Genomic DNA, 17,237 nt, shown 5'->3' on the forward strand with positions numbered 1-17,237 from the left:
GCCGCACACCGGCGTCAATCCCGATGAAGTCGTCGCCATGGGCGCAGCGATCCAGGCGGGCGTGCTGCAGGGCGACGTCAAGGACGTGCTGCTACTCGACGTGACTCCGCTGAGCCTCGGCATCGAGACTCTGGGCGGCGTATTCACCCGGATGATCGATCGCAACACGACCATCCCGACCAAGAAATCGCAGACCTTCTCGACCGCCGACGACAATCAGAATGCGGTCACGATCCGCGTCTTCCAGGGCGAGCGTGAAATGGCGGTGGATAACAAGGTGCTCGGCCAATTCGACTTGGTCGGCATTCCACCGGCACCGCGCGGCGTTCCGCAGATCGAAGTCACCTTCGATATCGACGCTAACGGCATCGTCAACGTTCACGCCAAGGACAAGGGCACCGGCAAGGAACAGCAGATAAAGATTCAGGCGTCGGGCGGCCTCAAGGACGAAGACATCGAGAAAATGGTCAAGGAGGCCGAGCAATTCGCCGAGGAGGACAAGGTCCGCAAGGCCGGTGCGGAAGCGAAGAATCAAGGCGAAAGCCTGGTCCATTCGACCGAGAAGCAGCTTGCCGAGCATGGCGACAAGGTATCGGCCGAGGTGAAGACCGAGATCGAGACGGCGTTGGCCGAGGCAAAGACCGCACTCGAGGGCGGCGACACCGAGACGATCAACACCAAGACCCAAGCGCTAACCCAGGCGGCAATGAAACTTGGCCAGGCGATGTACGAGCAGCAGCAGGCGGCAAGCGCGGCTGATGACAGTGCTGGCGGCGATGACGCGACGGCCGAGGCGGCGCCGGCCGACGAGGATGTGGTCGACGCCGAATTCTCTGAAGTCGACGACGAGAACAAGGGCTAAGGCCCCAGTGCAAAAACCGATCGCCCCGAGCCAGTCTTCTTGCTCGGGGCGGACGGCATTTTGGGAATTGATCTCGATCCATGGCTGAAACTGATTTCTACGAATTGCTGGGCATTGATCGCGGGGCGGATGCTGCTGCGATCAAGTCGGCATATCGGCGCGAGGCAATGGAATGCCATCCCGATCGGCACGGCGGCTGCACCGACAAGGAAGCGCGCTTCAAGGAAATCAGCCAGGCTTATGACGTGCTCAAGGACCCGCAGAAGCGCGCCGCTTATGACCGCTTTGGCCATGCCGCGTTCCAGAATGGCGGCGGTGGCGCCGATCCGTTCGCGCAGGGGGGATTCGAGGGTTTCTCCGACATCTTCTCGTCGATTTTCGGCGAGTTCATGGACCCGCGCGGCCAGCGGCAGAATGCAGCGCGCGGGGCTGATCTTCGCTATGACCTCGAACTGACGCTGGAGGAGGTCTTCGCTGGAGTCGGTAAGGATATCCAGGTCGAGGCGCTAGCGAGTTGCGACACGTGCAACGGCAATGGATCGCGCGGCGACGCCAAGCCCGCCCGCTGCGCTAGCTGTAATGGTGCCGGCAAGGTCCGCGCCAACCAGGGTTTCTTTGTCGTCGAGCGGATGTGCCCGACCTGCGGTGGTTCGGGTGAAGTGATCGCCGATCCTTGCCGCTCGTGCGATGGCGAAGGACGCGCCCTGAAACGCCGCAAGCTCCATGTCGATATCCCCGCCGGGGTCGATGAAGGAACCCGGATCCGCGTGACTGGCGAGGGCGAGGCGGGGCTTCGGGGTGCGTCGAGCGGTGACCTTTACCTGTTCGTCCACCTGAAGCGACACGCGATTTTCCAGCGCGAAGCCACCAATCTGGTGGCCGAAGCGCCGATCAGTTTCATCACGGCCGCGTTAGGCGGATCGATCGCCATCCCCGGAATTGACGGGCAGAAGATCGAGATAAAAATCCCGGCGGGAATCCAGTCGGGCGAGATGCTGCGTCACCGCGGCGCCGGGATGAGCGTGCTCAATGCGCGGGGGCGCGGCGATCTGATCACCCGCATCCTGGTCGAAACCCCGACAAAATTGTCGAAAGAGCAGAAGGCCATCCTCGAGCAATTCCGAGCAACCGAGACGGGCGATGAATGCCCGGCGAGCAAGGGCTTTTTCAGTCGGTTGAAATCAATCCTCGACGGCTGAGCCGGCTTTGATAGCAAGCGCCGCTTCTTGCAGAAGTTGGGGAATAGCCCGCGCCATCATGTGGATCGTGTAAGGCTTTTGGAGGACAACGCGCGGCCGGTGTCGATCGGGTAACTTGGCTTGCTCGCCATATCCGGTCGCAAACAGGAACGGGATGCCGAGCAAGTCCAGTCGATCGGCAATCGGGAAACTGTCATGGTCGCCAAGGTTGATGTCGAGAATAGCGAGGTCGGGCTGTTCGGTATCGATTGCGGCGACCGCGCCAATCACGGTGCCGTCTGCCACCACTTTCAGTGCGCCCATGCGGGTGAGAATTTCCTCGGCATCGAGCGCAATGATCAGGCTGTCCTCAACCAGCAAAACTGTCTTGCCCTTGAGCAGTGAAGGGTCGACCTTGTCGCGGCCGACCGCTGCATCCGGCAGTGGAATATGCTTTTGCGTACGCTCGGGCTCAGCCTCGGCCAACACGATATGCCGGGCCGGAACCAACATCCGTACGCGAAGCCCCTCTGGCGCATATTCGACGTCGGTCTTGCCGCCAAGATCATAAGGCAGGCTATTCGTGATGATAGTGGTCCCAAAGCCACGCCGCGTTGGCTGCTCGACGATCGGGCCCCCCACTTCAGTCCAGTCGATCACCAAGGATCCGTGATTATCGCGCGTCCAATGAACGTTGACGTGGCCCGTGGTACTCAAACTCCCATATTTCGCGGAATTGGTGACCAGTTCATGGATCACCAGCGCCATGGTCGAATAAGCCTGGGGCTTGAGCAATACCGGGTCACCCAGCGCATGAACGCGGCCCTGCTTATTGTGGATGAACGCCGCCACTTCGGCATCGATCAAGCTTCTTAGTGGCGCGGGCCCCCATTGGTCGTCAGTTATCTGATTGTGGGCGCGGGCCAACGCATGAACCCGCTGGTCGATAATCTTGACGAAGTCCTCGATTGACGTTTCTTCGCTCGGCTTCGACTGGCGGATCAAACCACGGATGAGCGACAGGATGTTGCGCACGCGATGGTTGAGTTCGGCGATCAGTAAATCTTGGCGCTCGGTTGCCGCCTGGCGCTCAACGCTCGCCTCATCGGACAGGCGAAGCACCACCTCGATCAGCGTGGCGCGCAGGGTTTCGGCAACGCGCAATTCGGAGACATCAAATTTCTGCGACTTGCCTTCGACCAGTTGCTTCCATTCCTCGAAACTTTCGCGCGGATGGAGACGGGGACCGTTGGGACCGAACTGAGCGGGCTTTTGTGGATTGCCTGCCCAGCGGACCGAATGCACCAGCTCGCGTCGAAAAAGGATGACATAGTCGCGCGGGCTTCGACTGATCGGAATCACAAGCATGCCCGCTGCCTGTGATGCGAATTTGGCGGCATCAGGGACCAAGTCGGCAATGCGGTCGGTCGCGAATACCTTGCCTGCGGCGATACCGTTGAGCGCCTTGATGATCATTGCGAAAGAGGAAGTATCGGGAGTATGGCCAGCGAACGCGTAATTACCGTTGATCCACACGCCGACGCCATCGGCAGGGATTGCGCTGGTCAGAATGTCGCTCAGCCAGTCGGGATCCTTGAGCAGGCTCTCGTCAGAGGCAACAGCGCCGAGCAATTGGTCCGAGATTGTGCGCGCCCGGCGCTCATATTCGACGGTATATTTGCGTTCGCGCGTTTCGATATGCATCGAGAACATTTGGGCGAACATTTCAGCGATCGAGCGGCGCTCGAAACTGGGGCAGCGCGGGTTGTAATGATGGCAGGCGATCAGTCCCCAAAGCTCACCTTCGACCACCAACGAAATCGACATCGATGCGCGAACGCCCATGTTGCGCAGGTACTCGATATGGATCGGCGATACCGAGCGGAGCACCGACAGCGACAGATCGAGCGGTCCCTTGCGCTCATCGAGCGGGGGAACAATCGGCACTGGAATAGCGCTGATGTCGGTGATCACTCGGAGCAAGCTTCGTTTGTACAATTCGCGCGCTTGCTTGGGAATGTCGGTCGCCGGATAATGCAGCCCGAGAAAGCTACCAATTCCGCCCTTGGCGCTTTCGGACACCACCTCGCCTGATCCATCTTCCGCGAGGCGATACAGCATCACGCGATCAAATCCGGTCAACGCCCGTATCTGACGAGTTCCTTCATTGTAGAATTGAGTGAGGGTATCGGCCTGTTCGAGCCTGCCGATCATGGCTCGAACGGTCCCGGTGGCATCGCCGTAATTCTGTTCGGTCGACGGCTCCCCCTCAATGATCACGTAACTGCCGCTCATATGGAGCGCGATGTCGAACGGCCTTCCACCCTCGGTCAGGGCGCAGCGAAACAGGCGTTCGAGCGCGTCCGTACCGCGCAGCAAGGCGAGGCGGTTGCGCATCGAATGAATCGCGTCGGGCGAAAATAGCGCCGTCGATGGCTGTCCGATCAAATCGTCGATCTCGACGTCGAAAAAATCGGCGATGTTGGCCGAAACGCGGGAAATCAGCCAGTCAGTACTGACCGCGACGAGGAAGCCGATCGGCTGAATCGCACCGAGCAGGTGGATTGGTTCGCGGTCGCAGTTGGTTAGGTCGACCTGGTCGTTAGTAACAGTGAAGTTCATCGCACTTTCACGCTACGCGTCGCGGCTCGATAAAAACAGTCGAACGTCAGGATTGCGCTTTTGGCTGCCCGCTCACGTTGAACGTCCGAAGTCAGATGTTGTTCAAGCAGCGCGATCAACCCTTTCCAGCCGCCGCTAAACGGCGCTGCGCCGAGGAAGCGCCGGGGCAGGCCGGCGCCAACCGACCGCGCCAGCATCGTCCCGCCAAGCCGAGAGCCTTCGAGGACATACATGCCGCCGAGGATGGCGTCAGACCCGGCAAACTCGGGCGGGGTTTGTGCCGGCGGCGAGTCAATTTGCAATGCATCGAGATCGGCTTGCAACAACGCACTTCGTCGCCAATCCGGCCAGTCTGCGCCCAGAGACCTAGCGCCAGCCTCATCCAGCGCCCGCTCGATCGGCAAAAACGCTGCCGCCTGTATCCTGAGGAAATCGGCATAATCGGCGCGCTGGCCAAGATCGAACCCGGACAGCAAAGAATCGACCTGGTCGTGAGCGGCGCGGGTCGCGACTCGAAGGTAGGCATGAGCGCTCAAGCGGTCGGCCCGAACACCCGGTCGAAAATCATATCAATGCGTCGGAAATGATAATCGAGGTCGAACAGGCTCCGCAGTTCGTCCTCTTTCAGGCGGGCCGTCACTTCGGGATCGGCTTTCAGCAGGTCGAGCAGCTGCAACTGGCCGTCGCTCTCCCACACTTTCATCGCGTTGCGCTGGACCAACGCGTAACTGTCCTCGCGGCTAAGCCCGGCCTGGGTCAGCGCCAGCAGCACGCGCTGCGAGTGGATCAAGCCGCCCATGCGATCCATGTTGCGCTGCATCCGCTCGGGATATATCAGCAACTTGTCGATCACGTTGGTCAATCGGCCAAGCGCGAAATCGAGCGTGATGCAGGCATCGGGGCCGATGAACCGCTCAACCGACGAGTGGCTGATGTCGCGCTCGTGCCACAGCGCCACATTCTCCATTGCCGGAACCACCGCGGCGCGGACGACGCGGGCGAGGCCGGTGAGATTTTCAGTTAGAACCGGGTTGCGTTTGTGCGGCATCGCGCTGCTGCCCTTTTGCCCGGGCGCGAAATATTCCTCGGCTTCCAGCACTTCGGTGCGCTGGAGATGGCGGACTTCGATCGCCAGCCGCTCGATCGAGCTGGCAATCACGCCGAGCACGGCAAAGAACATGGCGTGGCGATCACGCGGGATGACCTGGGTGCTGGTCGGCTCGGGGGTCAGCCCGAGTTCCTTCGCCACATGCGCCTCGATCGCGGGGTCGATGTTGGCGAAGGTGCCGACCGCCCCGGAAATGGCGCAGGTCGCAATGTCGTCACGCGCCGCAATCAGCCGCGCCTTGCAGCGGTCGAACTCGGCATAGGCCTGCGCGAGCTTCAGCCCGAATGTCACTGGCTCGGCATGAATGCCATGACTTCGACCGATCGTCGGGGTCAGTTTATGCTCGATCGCCCGGCGTTTGAGGACGACAAGCAAGGCCTCCAGATCCTCGATCAGCAGGTCGGCCGATTGCTTCAGCTGGACCGCGAGCGACGTGTCGAGCACATCGGAACTGGTCATTCCCTGGTGCAGCCAGCGCCGCTCGGGGCCAAGCTTTTCGCCAGCCCAGGTCAGGAAGGCGATCACGTCATGCTTGGTGACCGCTTCGATCGCATCGATTGCGGGCACATCAATCTCGCCGAGAACGTCGGCGTCATAAGCCTTGCGGATCGTCTTGGCGTCGTCGGCCGGGATCATCCCGACATTGCCCATCGCTTCCGCCGCAAACACTTCGATCGCCCACCAGATGCGATAGCGGTTTTCGAATGACCAGATCGCGGTCATGGCGGGGCGGGAATAGCGAGGGACCATGGCAAGCGCGGCTAGCAGGGGCAGGCCAAACTCGCAATCACCGGTCGCGGACAAGAATTTATGATTAATGTGCTGGAAAGGCGCGATTTAAAGAATTTCTCAATGGTTTGAGCCGCAATAGGGGGCATCCCGGTCGCGTTCGGCGACATTGGGTTGGGGTAGTGGACCCCGAATGTGGAACTTGAATGGAGACCGGATATGCGCAAATTCATTAAGCTGATGAACAACAGCAAGGGTGCGACCGCCATTGAATATGGCCTGATTGCAGCACTCATTGCCGTCGCCGCGATTGCCGCGATGAAGAGCATCGGCACCAAGCTGGGCACGACCTTCAACAACGTGTCGAACCAGCTCTAAGCCTTTTCGGCTTACAGTTAGGGGGCTCGGAACGAAAGTTCCGGGCCCTTTTTCGTTGCCGCTGAAGCTAGATCAGGCCCATTGCCTTGAGGCTGCTGCGCCCTTGTGCACCGACAATGACATGATCGTGGACGGCTATTCTCATATGCCTGCCGGCATCGACCAGATCCTTGGTCAGCCGGATGTCCTGCTGGCTTGGACTGGGATCGCCCGACGGGTGATTGTGGACGATGATGATCGCGGTCGCACCAAGCGCAATGGCGCGCGCTATGACTTCACGGACATGGACCGACGCCTCATCGACACTGCCGCGCCACATCGCCTCATTGGCGATCAGCATATTCTTGGCGTTGAGGAACAGGATGCGCACTTCCTCAACCGCCGAATGCGCCATCGCGGCCTGCAAATAGTCGCCAAGGGCATCCCAGCTCGACAGAATTGGCCGACCTTCGATCTTGGTTTCGAGCAGTCTTAGGGCGGTCGCTTCGGCAATCTTGAGTGCGCCGATCGTGCCTTCGCTCAACCCCTCGGCGCGAAGTGCTTGCGGGGTCGCATCAAGCAATGGACCAACCCCGCCGAACCGCGCGACCAATTGTTTTGCAAGCGCCTTGGTGTCGCGGCGCGGGATGGCGAGGGCGAGCAGATACTCGATCAGTTCGTGGTCAAGCAGCGCCTTTTCGCCCCCTTCGAACAGGCGTTCGCGAAGTCGGGCGCGGTGCCCGGCGCTATCGGTTGGCGTTTCCCCCATCGCCTTGCAGGCTAGGAACATCATTGCTGTCGTGCAACGGGCGTTTGTTGGCGGTTTCGGAACGGCTGCGTGTTCGATTGGTTAGGGTGGGGATGGTGGACGGGCAGATCGATACCCCGGATGACAGCACAAGCGCGCTTGGTGGCGAGCGGGTGGTTGTCGCTCGTCGTCGAAGCCCCTTGCTATGGATTTCGCTGGCCGCTCTTGGGGTACTGATCGCGATATTGATCGGCGCGTGGGTTGAACGACGCCCGATCGCCGAACATTTCATCGAGCAGGAACTGAGCCGGCGCAATGTACGCGCGACGTACAAGATCGAATCGATCGGGCTCCACAACCAGATCATCCGCGACGTCGTGATTGGCGATCCCGCCAATCCGGACCTTCAGGCGCAATATGCCAAAATCCAGATGCGAATCCTGTGGACCGGCGGGGTCGAGGTGTATCGCATCGCGGCGCGTGGCGTTCGGCTGCGGGGCAAATTGCGGCGTGGCGGCAAGGTCAGCTGGGGTGAGATCGACAAATTGCTTCCGCCGCCAAGCGGCAAGCCGTTCCGCCTCCCCGATATCGCGGTTGATCTTGCCGATGCGTCGATCGCGCTCAAGACGCCGTTCGGCAATCTTGGATTTGCGATTAAGGGCGCAGGCAATCTTACCGGCGGGTTCAAGGGGCGGCTCGCGGTTGCCGGGCCCAGGCTGGTCACCGGCGCGTGCCAGCTGGATTCGCTGCATGGCAATGTCGCGCTTGGCGTGGTGGCGCGCCGGCCGCACGTCACGGGTCCGATGTCCGCCGATCGGTTTGTTTGCCCGAAAAGCCAATTGGCGATGATTGCGCCGCGGCTCGATCTCGATAGCGGGTTCAGCGAAGCGTTCGAGCGATTCGATGGTCAAGGAAGATTGAGCCTGGCGTCGCTCAGTGCGGGCGACAATGGCCTCGCCAACCTCAACGCCAATATCGGATTCAAGGGTAGCGCGAGCGACGCGATGGGCGCGATCAAACTGTCGGCGCAGCGCGGGCGACTGGGGTCGATCTTCGCCGACGCAACCCGGCTCGACGGCAAATATCGCCTGTGGGCCGGGCGCGGCGAACTTGCCCTGTCGGCAAATTATGGTGCGGATAGCGCGACGCTCGCGCCAGCCATGGTCGCACCGCTGGTTGCCCCGCTCGAGTCGGCCAAAGGGACTCCGCTCGACCCGATCGGCAAGGCAATCGCCGCCGCAATCCGCCGCACCGCGAGCAATTTCAATGCCACTGGCCATCTGAGCATGGTCAATCTTCGCGGCGGCGGTGGCGTACGTATCGAAAAGGCGGACGCACGCGGGGCCAATGGCGGGCAGGTCAAGATCTCGGGCGGTGACGGGGTCACTTATTATTGGCCGGGCGGCAATTTGCGCGTCGACGGCAATATAGCGACCGGGGGCAGCGGACTGCCACGGGCAGACATTGTCCTTCGCCAGCCGCGCCAAGGCGGGCCGATGAGCGGCGAAGCACGGGTCGCGCCTTACAGCGTAAGCGGATCGCGACTTGCGCTGGCCCCGGTGATCTTCCGCGCCGGACCGGGCGGGTCGACCGCAGTCAATACGCTGGCGGTCATGGATGGCCCGTTTTCGGGCGGGTTCGTGCGTGGCCTTCGAATCCCGATCAGTGGCACGATTGGCGGCAATGGCGGCGGTTTCGCCTTCGGACGCGGCTGCGTCGATGCGCGCTTCCAGTCACTGACAGCGGGATCGCTCCGGCTCGGGCCGGCACGTTTGCCGCTTTGCGCAACGGGTCCCGCGATCCTCTACAAGAACGGTCGCGGGCCGGTGATGATCGGTGCGGCGGCGCGCAACCTGCGGCTTGGCGGAACGCTTGGGAAGTCACCATTCGCACTGACCGCGGCGCAAGCGCGGCTGTTTGGCAGTAATCGGTTCGCGGCAAATGGACTCGGTCTGCAACTGGGTCGCCCGCAATCGCCGGTCAAGATTAGCGCCTCGACGTTGACCGGCCTGCTCGTGAGAGGAGGCGCGACCGGCAATTTCGGCGGCGCGACGGCGCTGATCGGACGCGTTCCGGTGAAGCTCAGCGGAGCGGCCGGCAAGTTCGACTTCCGCAGCGGTGCGCTGGCGATCGATGGTTCGTCGACGGTGTCCGATCTTGCTGACCCGCCGCGCTTCTATCCGCTGGCGAGCAATGATCTGAAGTTCCGGCTGGCCAATGATCTCATCAAGGCGACGGGATCGCTTCACCATCCATCAAGTGGCGCGCTCGTCACGAATGTCGCGATCTCCCATCGCCTGTCCACCGGCAATGGCGATGCAATCCTCGACGTGCCCGCGATCCGCTTCGGCAATAATCTTCAGCCCGAGCAACTCACCCGGCTGACCGAAGGCGTCATCGCGCTCGTCAACGGCACAGTAAGAGGACAGGGGAGGATCAACTGGAGCGGCGACGGCACAGTGAAGTCGACCGGCGATTTTTCGACCGACGGGACTGACCTTGCGGCAACGTTCGGGCCGGTCACTGGCCTGAAGGGCACGATACACTTCACCGATCTGCTGGCGTTGGAGACTGCACCGGGCCAGACTTTTACCGTTGCGACGATCAATCCCGGCATATTGGTCGAGAATGGCGAAATTCGTCTTCAGGTGCTGTTGAGCCAGTTGGTTAAGGTCGAGCGCGGCGAATGGCCGTTTATGGGCGGGCGGCTGATCCTGCAGGAGACGGTGCTCAATTTCGCCAAATCCACCCCCAAGCGGCTGACGTTCGAAGTGGTCGGGTTTGATGCCAACGCATTTGTCGGCACACTGGGCTTTAAGGAAATTGCCGCCACTGGCCTGTTCGACGGCGTGCTGCCGATGATCTTCGACGACAATGGCGGACGGATCGTCGGCGGTCGGCTCGATAGCCGCGACCCCGGCGGGACCTTGTCCTACGAAGGGGTGGTCAGCCGCGCCAACCTCGGCTTCTTCGGCGGGCTCGCGTTCGATGCCCTTCGCTACCTGAAATTCCGTAGCATGATCGTCCGGCTCGACGGCGACCTGTCGGGGGAATTTGCCACCCGCCTGACGATCGACCAAGTCGCGATCGGTCAGTCCAATAGCACCCAGCGCTTGCTGAAGTCGGCGGTCAAGAACGTGCCGTTCAAGTTCAATGTTACGATCAAGGGGCCATTCCGGTCGCTGATCGCGACCGCCAAAAGCGTCAGTGATCCGCGCTCGGTGATCCGTGATGTTCTGCCGGTGCCGATCGATCAGATCCCGGGCGTCGTCACCGAAGTACGCCGCCGTGAGGAAAGCCAGACCCAGACCCAGACTCCGGTCGACCAGAAAATCGAACTCTCCACCACACCCAAGAGCAAGAGCGAGTGAAGCCCATGAACCGAGCCCCCTACAAAATTGTTGCGGTGCTGGCGTTATTGCCGCTGGCGAGCTGCGTCACCGTCAAAACGCCCGAAAAACCGATCGAGATCAATTTGAACGTCAAGATCGAGCAGGAGGTTTTGGTCCGCCTGCAGCGCGACGTCGACACATTGATCAAGAGCAATCCCGACGCATTCCCGACCAAGCCGTCAGGCAACCCGCAGTGAAATTGGCAGTGACAATTGGGGCAGGCGTGCTGTTGTGGGCGGTCCCATTGGCAGCGCAATCGGCGCCAGCCGTCGTGGCCGCCCGCGCGGCCGGTCAGATTGGCGAGCGCTACGACGGCTATCTCGGCTATGCTGTAGCCACCGGACCCGCGGTTCGAAGCCAGGTCGATGCCGTCAATATCCGTCGCAGGGCGCTGTTCACCGATCTGGCAGTCAAGCGCGGCGCGAGCCCGCAGGAAGTGGGCATTGCGGTTGGCTGCGAGTTGCTTGGCGGGGTTGTGGTTGGCGAAGCCTATCTGCTGGCCGACAATGTGTGGCGGCGGCGGAGCGCTGGGCAACCGCTCCCAATCCCCGATTATTGCCGCCCGTAAGCCGCCTCGGCGGTTGACTAAATCCCCACTGCTTCATAAAGGGGCGGCGCCTTGGCGGGCTTGGACGCCGCCATGTTCCTTGCCTTTCGCGAGCACTTCCAGCGGGATGGTGCCGCGCACATGAAGGAGAATGAGCATGGCGGATGACGAGACCGGGCAGGAGGCGCATTCGATTCAGGATGCCCGGCTGACGTCGCTCGACGAGCGGCTCGATCGGGCGAAGCTGGATGAGGCCAGGCGGTCGGGCAAGATGTCCAATGATTCGCAGCGGCTCATCCGGTCGGTCGGATCGCGAATCCTGTCTGACTTGGTGGGATTGCCGTTCGGCGGCGGGTTGATCGGCTGGCTGATCGACCGGTGGGCCGGAACGATGCCGTGGTTCATGCTTGCGGGCCTGTTCTTCGGTTTCGGGCTGGCAGTCCGGAACGTGATGCGCATCGCAAAACAGGGTCCCAAGCGACCCGAGGGAAGTTAAGAGTGGCGGCCGAAAGTAAGATCGACCCAATGCACCAGTTCCAGATTGATCCGATTTTCGGGTCGATCGGCGACGGTAGCCCGTTTGCGTTCACCAATAGCGCGTTGTGGATGCTGGTCGTGCTGGGCGCAATTTACGTGTTCATGATGGGTGGGATGAAGCGTGAATTGGTCCCCGGCCGCTGGCAAATGGCGGTCGAGGGCGTCACCGGCTTCATCACCAATATGCTCGACACCAATGTCGGGCCAGAGGGGCGCAAATATGTCCCCTGGGTGTTCACGGTCTTCATCTTCGTCCTGTTCGCCAACCTGATGGGCATGATGCCGTTCGGGATCATCCCCGGCGTCCACCCGTTCACCGTCACCAGCCAGTTCACCGTCACCGGCGTGCTGGCGATCATCAGTTTCTCGATCGTGCTGATAGTCGGCTTCTGGAAACACGGGTTGCACTTCTTCTCGCTGTTCGTGCCAGCGGGAACGCCGTTCCTGCTCAAGCTGCTGATCGTCCCGATCGAGTTCGTCTCGTTCCTGGTGCGGCCGTTCAGCCTGGCGCTGCGGTTGTTTGTGGCGATGATCGCCGGCCACATCCTGATCAAGGTGTTCGGCAACTTTATCGTCATCGGGCTCAACGCCGATGGCGCGATGGGGCCAGCAATCAGCTTGCTGTCGTTCGTGTTCATCGCCGGTGTCAGCGCGCTGGAACTGCTGGTGTGCGCCATCCAGGCTTATGTTTTCGCCTTGCTCACGTCGCTGTACATCAACGACGCGGTCAACCTTCACTAGTCTTGTTTTCCCCCATTTTCCCAAGGAGTAGTCACATGGATCTCGCTTCAGCAAAAGTCATTGGTGCCGGTCTCGCCGCAATCGGCGTTGGCGCAGCAGCAGCTGGCGTCGGCAACGTCTTCGGTTCGTTCCTTCAGGGTGCGCTGCGCAATCCGGCGGCCGCTGATGGTCAGCAAGGGCGCCTGTTCATCGGCTTCGCCGCCGCCGAGCTGTTGGGCCTGATCGCATTCGCCGTTGCGATGATCATCCTCTACGCCGTCTAATCGACCTAGGAGCGGGGCCGGTTCGTCCGGTCCCCTCGATAGTTGATTTGACCATTCAGGATCTGACATGCCTCAGCTGAACCAGCTCGCGCTCGTCGCTTATTCGCAATTCTTCTGGCTGGCCGTCGTGCTTGGCCTGATTTATTTCGTCATCGGCAAGGGCATGTTGCCTAAGATCCAGTCGACCGTCGATGCGCGCGACCAATCGATTTCCGACGATTTGGCCGCCGCTGACGCGGCCCGGAACGAGGCCGATGCAGTCGAGGAAGCCTATCGGGCGCGGATGGATGCCAGCCGCGGCGAGGCTGCCAAGTTGACCGCCAAGGCCAAGGCCGACAGCGCTGCATCGACCGAGAAGAAGCTGGGCGAAATCGATACGGCGCTCGACGCTCGTATCGGTGAAGCACAGGGCAGAATTCGCGATGCGCGCAGTGCTGCGGTCAAGGATATCGAAGGCGTGGCGGCCGACTTGGCGAAAGATATCGCCGCCAAAGTCGCCAAGCTGGACGTCAGCCTGGCGGACAGCGCCAAAGCCGTAAAGATGGTGATGACCAATGCTTGAATTGCTGCTGGCTGCTGTTGAAGCCCATGGCGAGGCCACTGCGGTGCATGAGCCGACCGCGTTTGGCTTCCTGACCCCGACGTCGTTCGTCGCTTTGGCGATGATCGCGGTGTTTGCGTTGATGATCTGGAAGAAGGTTCCGGCCGCCGTTGGCAAGGCGCTGGACGGCAAGATCGCCGAAATCCGCTCCCAGCTCGAGGAGGCCAAGACGCTTCGAGCCGAGGCCGAAGCGCTGAAGGCGGAATATCAGGCCAAGGCAGCTGCGGCCGACGGTGAAGCCAAAGCGATGGTTGAGCGGGCGCAGGCCGAATCAAAGGCGATCGTGGCGAAAGCCAAGACCGATGCCGAGGCACTGGTCGAACGCCGCACGCAAATGGCCGAAGCAAAGATCGCTGCCGAAGAACGTGCCGCGATTGATGAAGTCCGCGCGGTGGCTGCCATTGCCGCTACCGCCGCCGCCAGTCGCCTAATCGCCGAGCGCAGTGATGCGTCGAGCGACAAGGCGCTGGTCGACGAGGCCATTGCCGGCCTCTAGCCTGATCTAATGCTGGTCGTGCTGACCGCCGTCGGCCGAAACGCCGTCGAGCGCGGTCTTTGCAGCAGCTTCCTGCGACTGGCGGCTGAGGTCGCCAAGGCTGACCATCCCGACCAATTTTTCGTCGGCGTCGACCACCGGCATGCGGCGGACCTGTTTGTCGCTCATCTGCTGGGCGATCGCGAGCACGTCGTCCGTATCGTGCGCACAGACCACGTCCTTGCTCATCAGTTCGGCGACGCTGCAATCGGGGCCAAGGCCCTTGCCGACGCCGCGTACGGCAATGTCGCGGTCGGTGATCATGCCGACAATCTTGTCGCCATCGCACACAGGGATCGATCCGGTGTCGGCCGAGAGCATGAAGCTGGCTGCCTGCTGAGCAGTGTCGGTCGGCGATACAGTCTGCACGTCGCTGGTCATGAGGTCACGAATGTTCATTTGAAATCTCCCTGTGGATGGCGGTTCAACGAAGCTCGGGCACCCGCCGTTCCGGATCAGGGAAGGTTTTCAGTCAGCAGATCGTAGGTCGCGACCAGGTCGTCCTTCTGGTTGAAGATTTCGACCGCCCAGCGGACCACGCCAGTGTCCTCGCTCTTCAAGGATTTAGAGCGAACGGTAAGTTCTACCCGCATCGCATCGCCGGGATAGAGCGGGGTCAGGAACTTGAGATTCTCGAGGCCAGTGTTGGCAAGGACCGGGCCGGGGTCGGGCCACACGAACAGTCCAGCAGCGAAGCTCAGGATGAGATAGCCGTGGGCCACCCGGCCCTCGAAGATCGGCGAGGCCTTGGCGGCTTCATCGTCCATGTGGGCGTAGAATTTGTCGCCGGTGAAGTCGGCAAAATGCTCGATGTCAGGGATTGTGACGGTGCGGCTGGCGGTGCGCAATGTATCGCCGATGTGAAGCGCGCTCATCCGCTTGGTGAAGGGATGGCCATCGACGAAGCGCTTGGGGCCGCCGGGGATGTATTGCGCGCTGATCGCGGCGATCATCGCTGGGGTCGACTGGATCGCGGTGCGCTGCATGTAATGCTTGACCCCGCGCACCCCGCCCATTTCCTCCGACCCGCCAGCGCGGCCCGGCCCGCCGTGGACCAGGACGGGCAGCGGCGAGCCGTGGCCGGTGCTTTCGGCGGCATTGTCGCGGTTGATGACCAGCATTCGGCCGTGAAAGGCGGCGGCGCCCTGGATGAAGTCGCGCGCGGCGTCGGGCGAGTAAGTGAACAGCGACAGCGCCAGGCTGCCCATGCCGCGATTGGCTAGCCGAACCGCGTCGGCGAGGTCGCGATAGGGCATGATCGTCGCGACCGGGCCGAATGCCTCGATATCGTGCACGGCGTCAGCGGCCCAGGGGTCGTCGGCGCGAAGCAGGATTGGCTGCATGAATGCGCCGCCATCAGGGCCGACTACGGCTTCGGGGTTGCCGGCGACGATGCGGGCACCAGCGGCGGTGAGCTTGGCGATCTGCTGGCGGACGTCGTCGCGCTGGCTGGTTGAGACTAAGGCGCCCATTTCCTCGACCGCAGCGAGCTTGGCGGCGATTGCGGACTGGAGTGCGTCGAGGTGGGCGGCGGGGGCCATTGCGCGGCGGATCGCGGTGCACTTCTGGCCCGCCTTGACCGTCATCTCGGTCACAACTTCGGTGACGAACAGGTCGAACTCAGGGCTTCCCGGTGCGGCGTCGGGGCCGAGGATCGACGCGTTGAGGCTGTCCTGCTCGGCAACGAACTTGACCGACTCGCGCAGCACGACGGGGTGCGACTTGAGTTTGGCTGCGGTCGAGGCCGAGCCGGTGAAGCTGACCACGTCCTGCCCGCCAAGATGGTCGAACAAATCGCCGACACCGCCAACGATCAGCTGGACCGCGCCGTCGGGCAGCAGGCCGGTGTCGATCATGATGCGGAACGCCGCTTCGCACAGATAAGCGGTCGAGCTGGCCGGTTTGACGATCGCGGGCATGCCGGCGAGCAGGGTCGGGGCGAGCTTCTCGAGCATTCCCCACACCGGAAAATTGAATGCGTTGATGTGCACCGCGGCACCCTGCAGCGAGGTATAGATATGCTGGCCGACGAAGCTGCCGCCCTTCGACAAGGGTTCCAGGTCACCGTCGAGCAGGACATGGGCGTCGGGAAGTTCGCGGCGGCCCTTGGAGGAGAAAGAGAGCAGGGTGCCGGCACCGCCCTCGATATCGATCCAGCCGTCCTTGCGGGTCGCGCCGGTGGCGACGTTGAGGTCGTACAATTCCTCCTTGCGGGCGAGGATGGCGAGGCCGAGGCCCTTGATGACCCGCGCGCGCTGGTGGAAGGTGAGGGCGCGTAAAGCCGGGCCGCCGACAGTGCGGGCGTGGGCGAGCATGGCCGCGAAATCGATCCCGCCCGATCCGGCGGTGGCGACGAGGCTGCCGTCGATGGCGGAGGCGATGTCGCTGCGCTGGCCGGTGCCGAGCGTCCATTGGTCGAGCGAATAATTGAGCAGGTCGGTGGTTTTCATGCCCGCCTCCTGCCGCGCCGGACCCCGGCCTGCAATGCCGATTCGGTCGGGCGAGGGCCTCGGAACTTCACGAACTTCGCACTACGTGGGTGCGAAGTTCCGGTTTTCTGATCATGTGACTGAGTTTTGGGCGCAGATTGGAGCCGCATGGTCACCATTTGCTGGAGCGTGTCAGGCGAAATCCTATTTTGAAAGCGAAAAGTTCAGCGCCGCCGGGCGAGGATGATCAGCACGACCCCCGCCACCGCCAGCAGGGCGCCGCGGGTCGCCCATGGCCGTTGGTCGAGCATGAAACTGGAGGCGGGCCACATGATCAGGCCGGTACCCTGGCCGATCCACAGCAGGCCCATCAGCAAGGCGGCGATTCCGAGGATCAGCAGCGCGGTTTTCATGGGGCAGCCTTTTGCAGAGTGAGGTCATACTCATAAAGCGCGGGCACACCGCATCGCAATGGAGGTTCAGAGATTGGGAGTCTTGATGTCCGCTTTCGACCCAAAGCAGACACTAGCTTTCCACGGGTCATTCCCTAGTCTTCACCCCTTGGGGGGCCAGTTGCATGCATTTCCA

The 17,237-nt window shown here is 61.9% G+C and carries 18 protein-coding genes; 11 read left to right on the plus strand and 7 right to left on the minus strand.

The annotated features are described in order from the left end of the window. Together RMN73_RS04185 and dnaJ are read left to right on the plus strand one after the other, a co-directional pair. On the plus strand, positions 1–862 hold an 862-nt coding region (locus RMN73_RS04185), incomplete at its 5' end, for an Hsp70 family protein (protein WP_309602060.1). Positions 863–942: 80 nt separating this feature from the next. Beyond that, positions 943–2,061: a molecular chaperone DnaJ gene (gene dnaJ / locus RMN73_RS04190; protein WP_309602061.1), complete on the plus strand. Its 1,119-nt coding sequence runs from the start codon at positions 943–945 to the stop codon at positions 2,059–2,061. Here dnaJ and RMN73_RS04195 read toward each other — a convergent pair. Genes RMN73_RS04195 through purB form a run of 3 tightly spaced genes read right to left on the minus strand, consistent with a single transcriptional unit; the run spans position 2,044 to position 6,520 of the window. After that, a complete protein-coding gene (locus RMN73_RS04195) occupies positions 2,044–4,662 on the minus strand; it encodes an HWE histidine kinase domain-containing protein (RefSeq protein WP_309602062.1) in 2,619 nt (872 codons plus the stop codon). The genes dnaJ and RMN73_RS04195 overlap by 18 nt on opposite strands. Continuing rightward, positions 4,659–5,198 (minus strand): biliverdin-producing heme oxygenase, encoded by a 540-nt coding sequence (locus tag RMN73_RS04200; protein WP_309602063.1) that lies wholly within the window; start codon positions 5,196–5,198, stop codon positions 4,659–4,661. Before RMN73_RS04200 ends, RMN73_RS04195 begins: the two co-directional genes overlap by 4 nt. After that, complete coding sequence (purB, locus tag RMN73_RS04205) at positions 5,195–6,520, minus strand: adenylosuccinate lyase (RefSeq protein WP_309602064.1); 1,326 nt, start codon at positions 6,518–6,520, stop codon at positions 5,195–5,197. The genes RMN73_RS04200 and purB overlap by 4 nt, the downstream gene beginning before the upstream one ends. A gap of 198 nt (positions 6,521–6,718) precedes the next feature. On the opposite strand from purB, the gene RMN73_RS04210 reads away from it, so the two are divergent. Next, a complete protein-coding gene (locus tag RMN73_RS04210; protein ID WP_309602065.1) occupies positions 6,719–6,877 on the plus strand; it encodes a Flp family type IVb pilin in 159 nt (52 codons plus the stop codon). A 67-nt stretch (positions 6,878–6,944) separates the two neighbouring features. On the opposite strand, the gene radC is transcribed toward RMN73_RS04210, so the two are convergent. Next, positions 6,945–7,649: a DNA repair protein RadC gene (gene radC, locus RMN73_RS04215; RefSeq protein WP_309602066.1), complete on the minus strand. Its 705-nt coding sequence runs from the start codon at positions 7,647–7,649 to the stop codon at positions 6,945–6,947. 71 nt (positions 7,650–7,720) lie between these two features. Between radC and RMN73_RS04220 the strand changes: the two genes are divergently transcribed. From RMN73_RS04220 to RMN73_RS04255, 8 genes are all read left to right on the plus strand, one after another. Further along, on the plus strand, positions 7,721–10,975 hold the full coding sequence (locus tag RMN73_RS04220; protein ID WP_309602067.1) for a YdbH domain-containing protein: 3,255 nt from the start codon (positions 7,721–7,723) through the stop codon (positions 10,973–10,975). 5 nt (positions 10,976–10,980) lie between these two features. Then, entirely contained in the window at positions 10,981–11,193 is a 213-nt protein-coding gene (locus RMN73_RS04225; protein WP_309602068.1) for a YnbE family lipoprotein, read from the plus strand. Between the two features lie 8 nt (positions 11,194–11,201). Then, positions 11,202–11,564, plus strand: coding sequence for a DUF1318 domain-containing protein (locus RMN73_RS04230; RefSeq protein ID WP_309602069.1), 363 nt, complete (start codon positions 11,202–11,204; stop codon positions 11,562–11,564). Positions 11,565–11,700: 136 nt separating this feature from the next. Beyond that, on the plus strand, positions 11,701–12,039 hold the full coding sequence (locus RMN73_RS04235) for an AtpZ/AtpI family protein (RefSeq protein ID WP_309602070.1): 339 nt from the start codon (positions 11,701–11,703) through the stop codon (positions 12,037–12,039). A gap of 2 nt (positions 12,040–12,041) precedes the next feature. Further along, positions 12,042–12,821 carry a F0F1 ATP synthase subunit A gene (locus RMN73_RS04240; RefSeq protein ID WP_309602071.1) on the plus strand — a complete coding sequence of 260 codons (780 nt, stop codon included), beginning with the start codon at positions 12,042–12,044 and terminating at the stop codon, positions 12,819–12,821. Between the two features lie 35 nt (positions 12,822–12,856). Then, the gene (locus RMN73_RS04245; RefSeq protein ID WP_294004995.1) at positions 12,857–13,084 is read left to right on the plus strand and encodes a F0F1 ATP synthase subunit C; all 228 of its coding nucleotides are present in this window, start codon (positions 12,857–12,859) and stop codon (positions 13,082–13,084) included. 67 nt (positions 13,085–13,151) lie between these two features. Beyond that, complete coding sequence (locus RMN73_RS04250; protein ID WP_309602072.1) at positions 13,152–13,646, plus strand: ATPase; 495 nt, start codon at positions 13,152–13,154, stop codon at positions 13,644–13,646. Beyond that, a complete protein-coding gene (locus RMN73_RS04255; protein ID WP_309602073.1) occupies positions 13,639–14,181 on the plus strand; it encodes a F0F1 ATP synthase subunit B in 543 nt (180 codons plus the stop codon). The genes RMN73_RS04250 and RMN73_RS04255 overlap by 8 nt, the downstream gene beginning before the upstream one ends. A gap of 6 nt (positions 14,182–14,187) precedes the next feature. Here the strand turns inward: RMN73_RS04255 and RMN73_RS04260 are convergent, their stop codons facing one another. The 3 genes from RMN73_RS04260 to RMN73_RS04270 all read right to left on the minus strand — a co-directional run bounded on the left by RMN73_RS04260 (position 14,188) and on the right by RMN73_RS04270 (position 17,062). Continuing rightward, positions 14,188–14,619, minus strand: coding sequence for a CBS domain-containing protein (locus tag RMN73_RS04260; RefSeq protein WP_309602074.1), 432 nt, complete (start codon positions 14,617–14,619; stop codon positions 14,188–14,190). A 56-nt stretch (positions 14,620–14,675) separates the two neighbouring features. After that, a complete protein-coding gene (paaZ, locus tag RMN73_RS04265) occupies positions 14,676–16,670 on the minus strand; it encodes a phenylacetic acid degradation bifunctional protein PaaZ (protein WP_309602075.1) in 1,995 nt (664 codons plus the stop codon). Between the two features lie 203 nt (positions 16,671–16,873). Beyond that, positions 16,874–17,062 carry a hypothetical protein gene (locus tag RMN73_RS04270; RefSeq protein WP_309602076.1) on the minus strand — a complete coding sequence of 63 codons (189 nt, stop codon included), beginning with the start codon at positions 17,060–17,062 and terminating at the stop codon, positions 16,874–16,876. Between the last annotated feature and the right edge of the window lie 175 nt (positions 17,063–17,237).

It is taken from the genome of Sphingomonas sp. (assembly GCF_031372575.1).
Lineage (GTDB): Bacteria > Pseudomonadota > Alphaproteobacteria > Sphingomonadales > Sphingomonadaceae > Sphingomicrobium.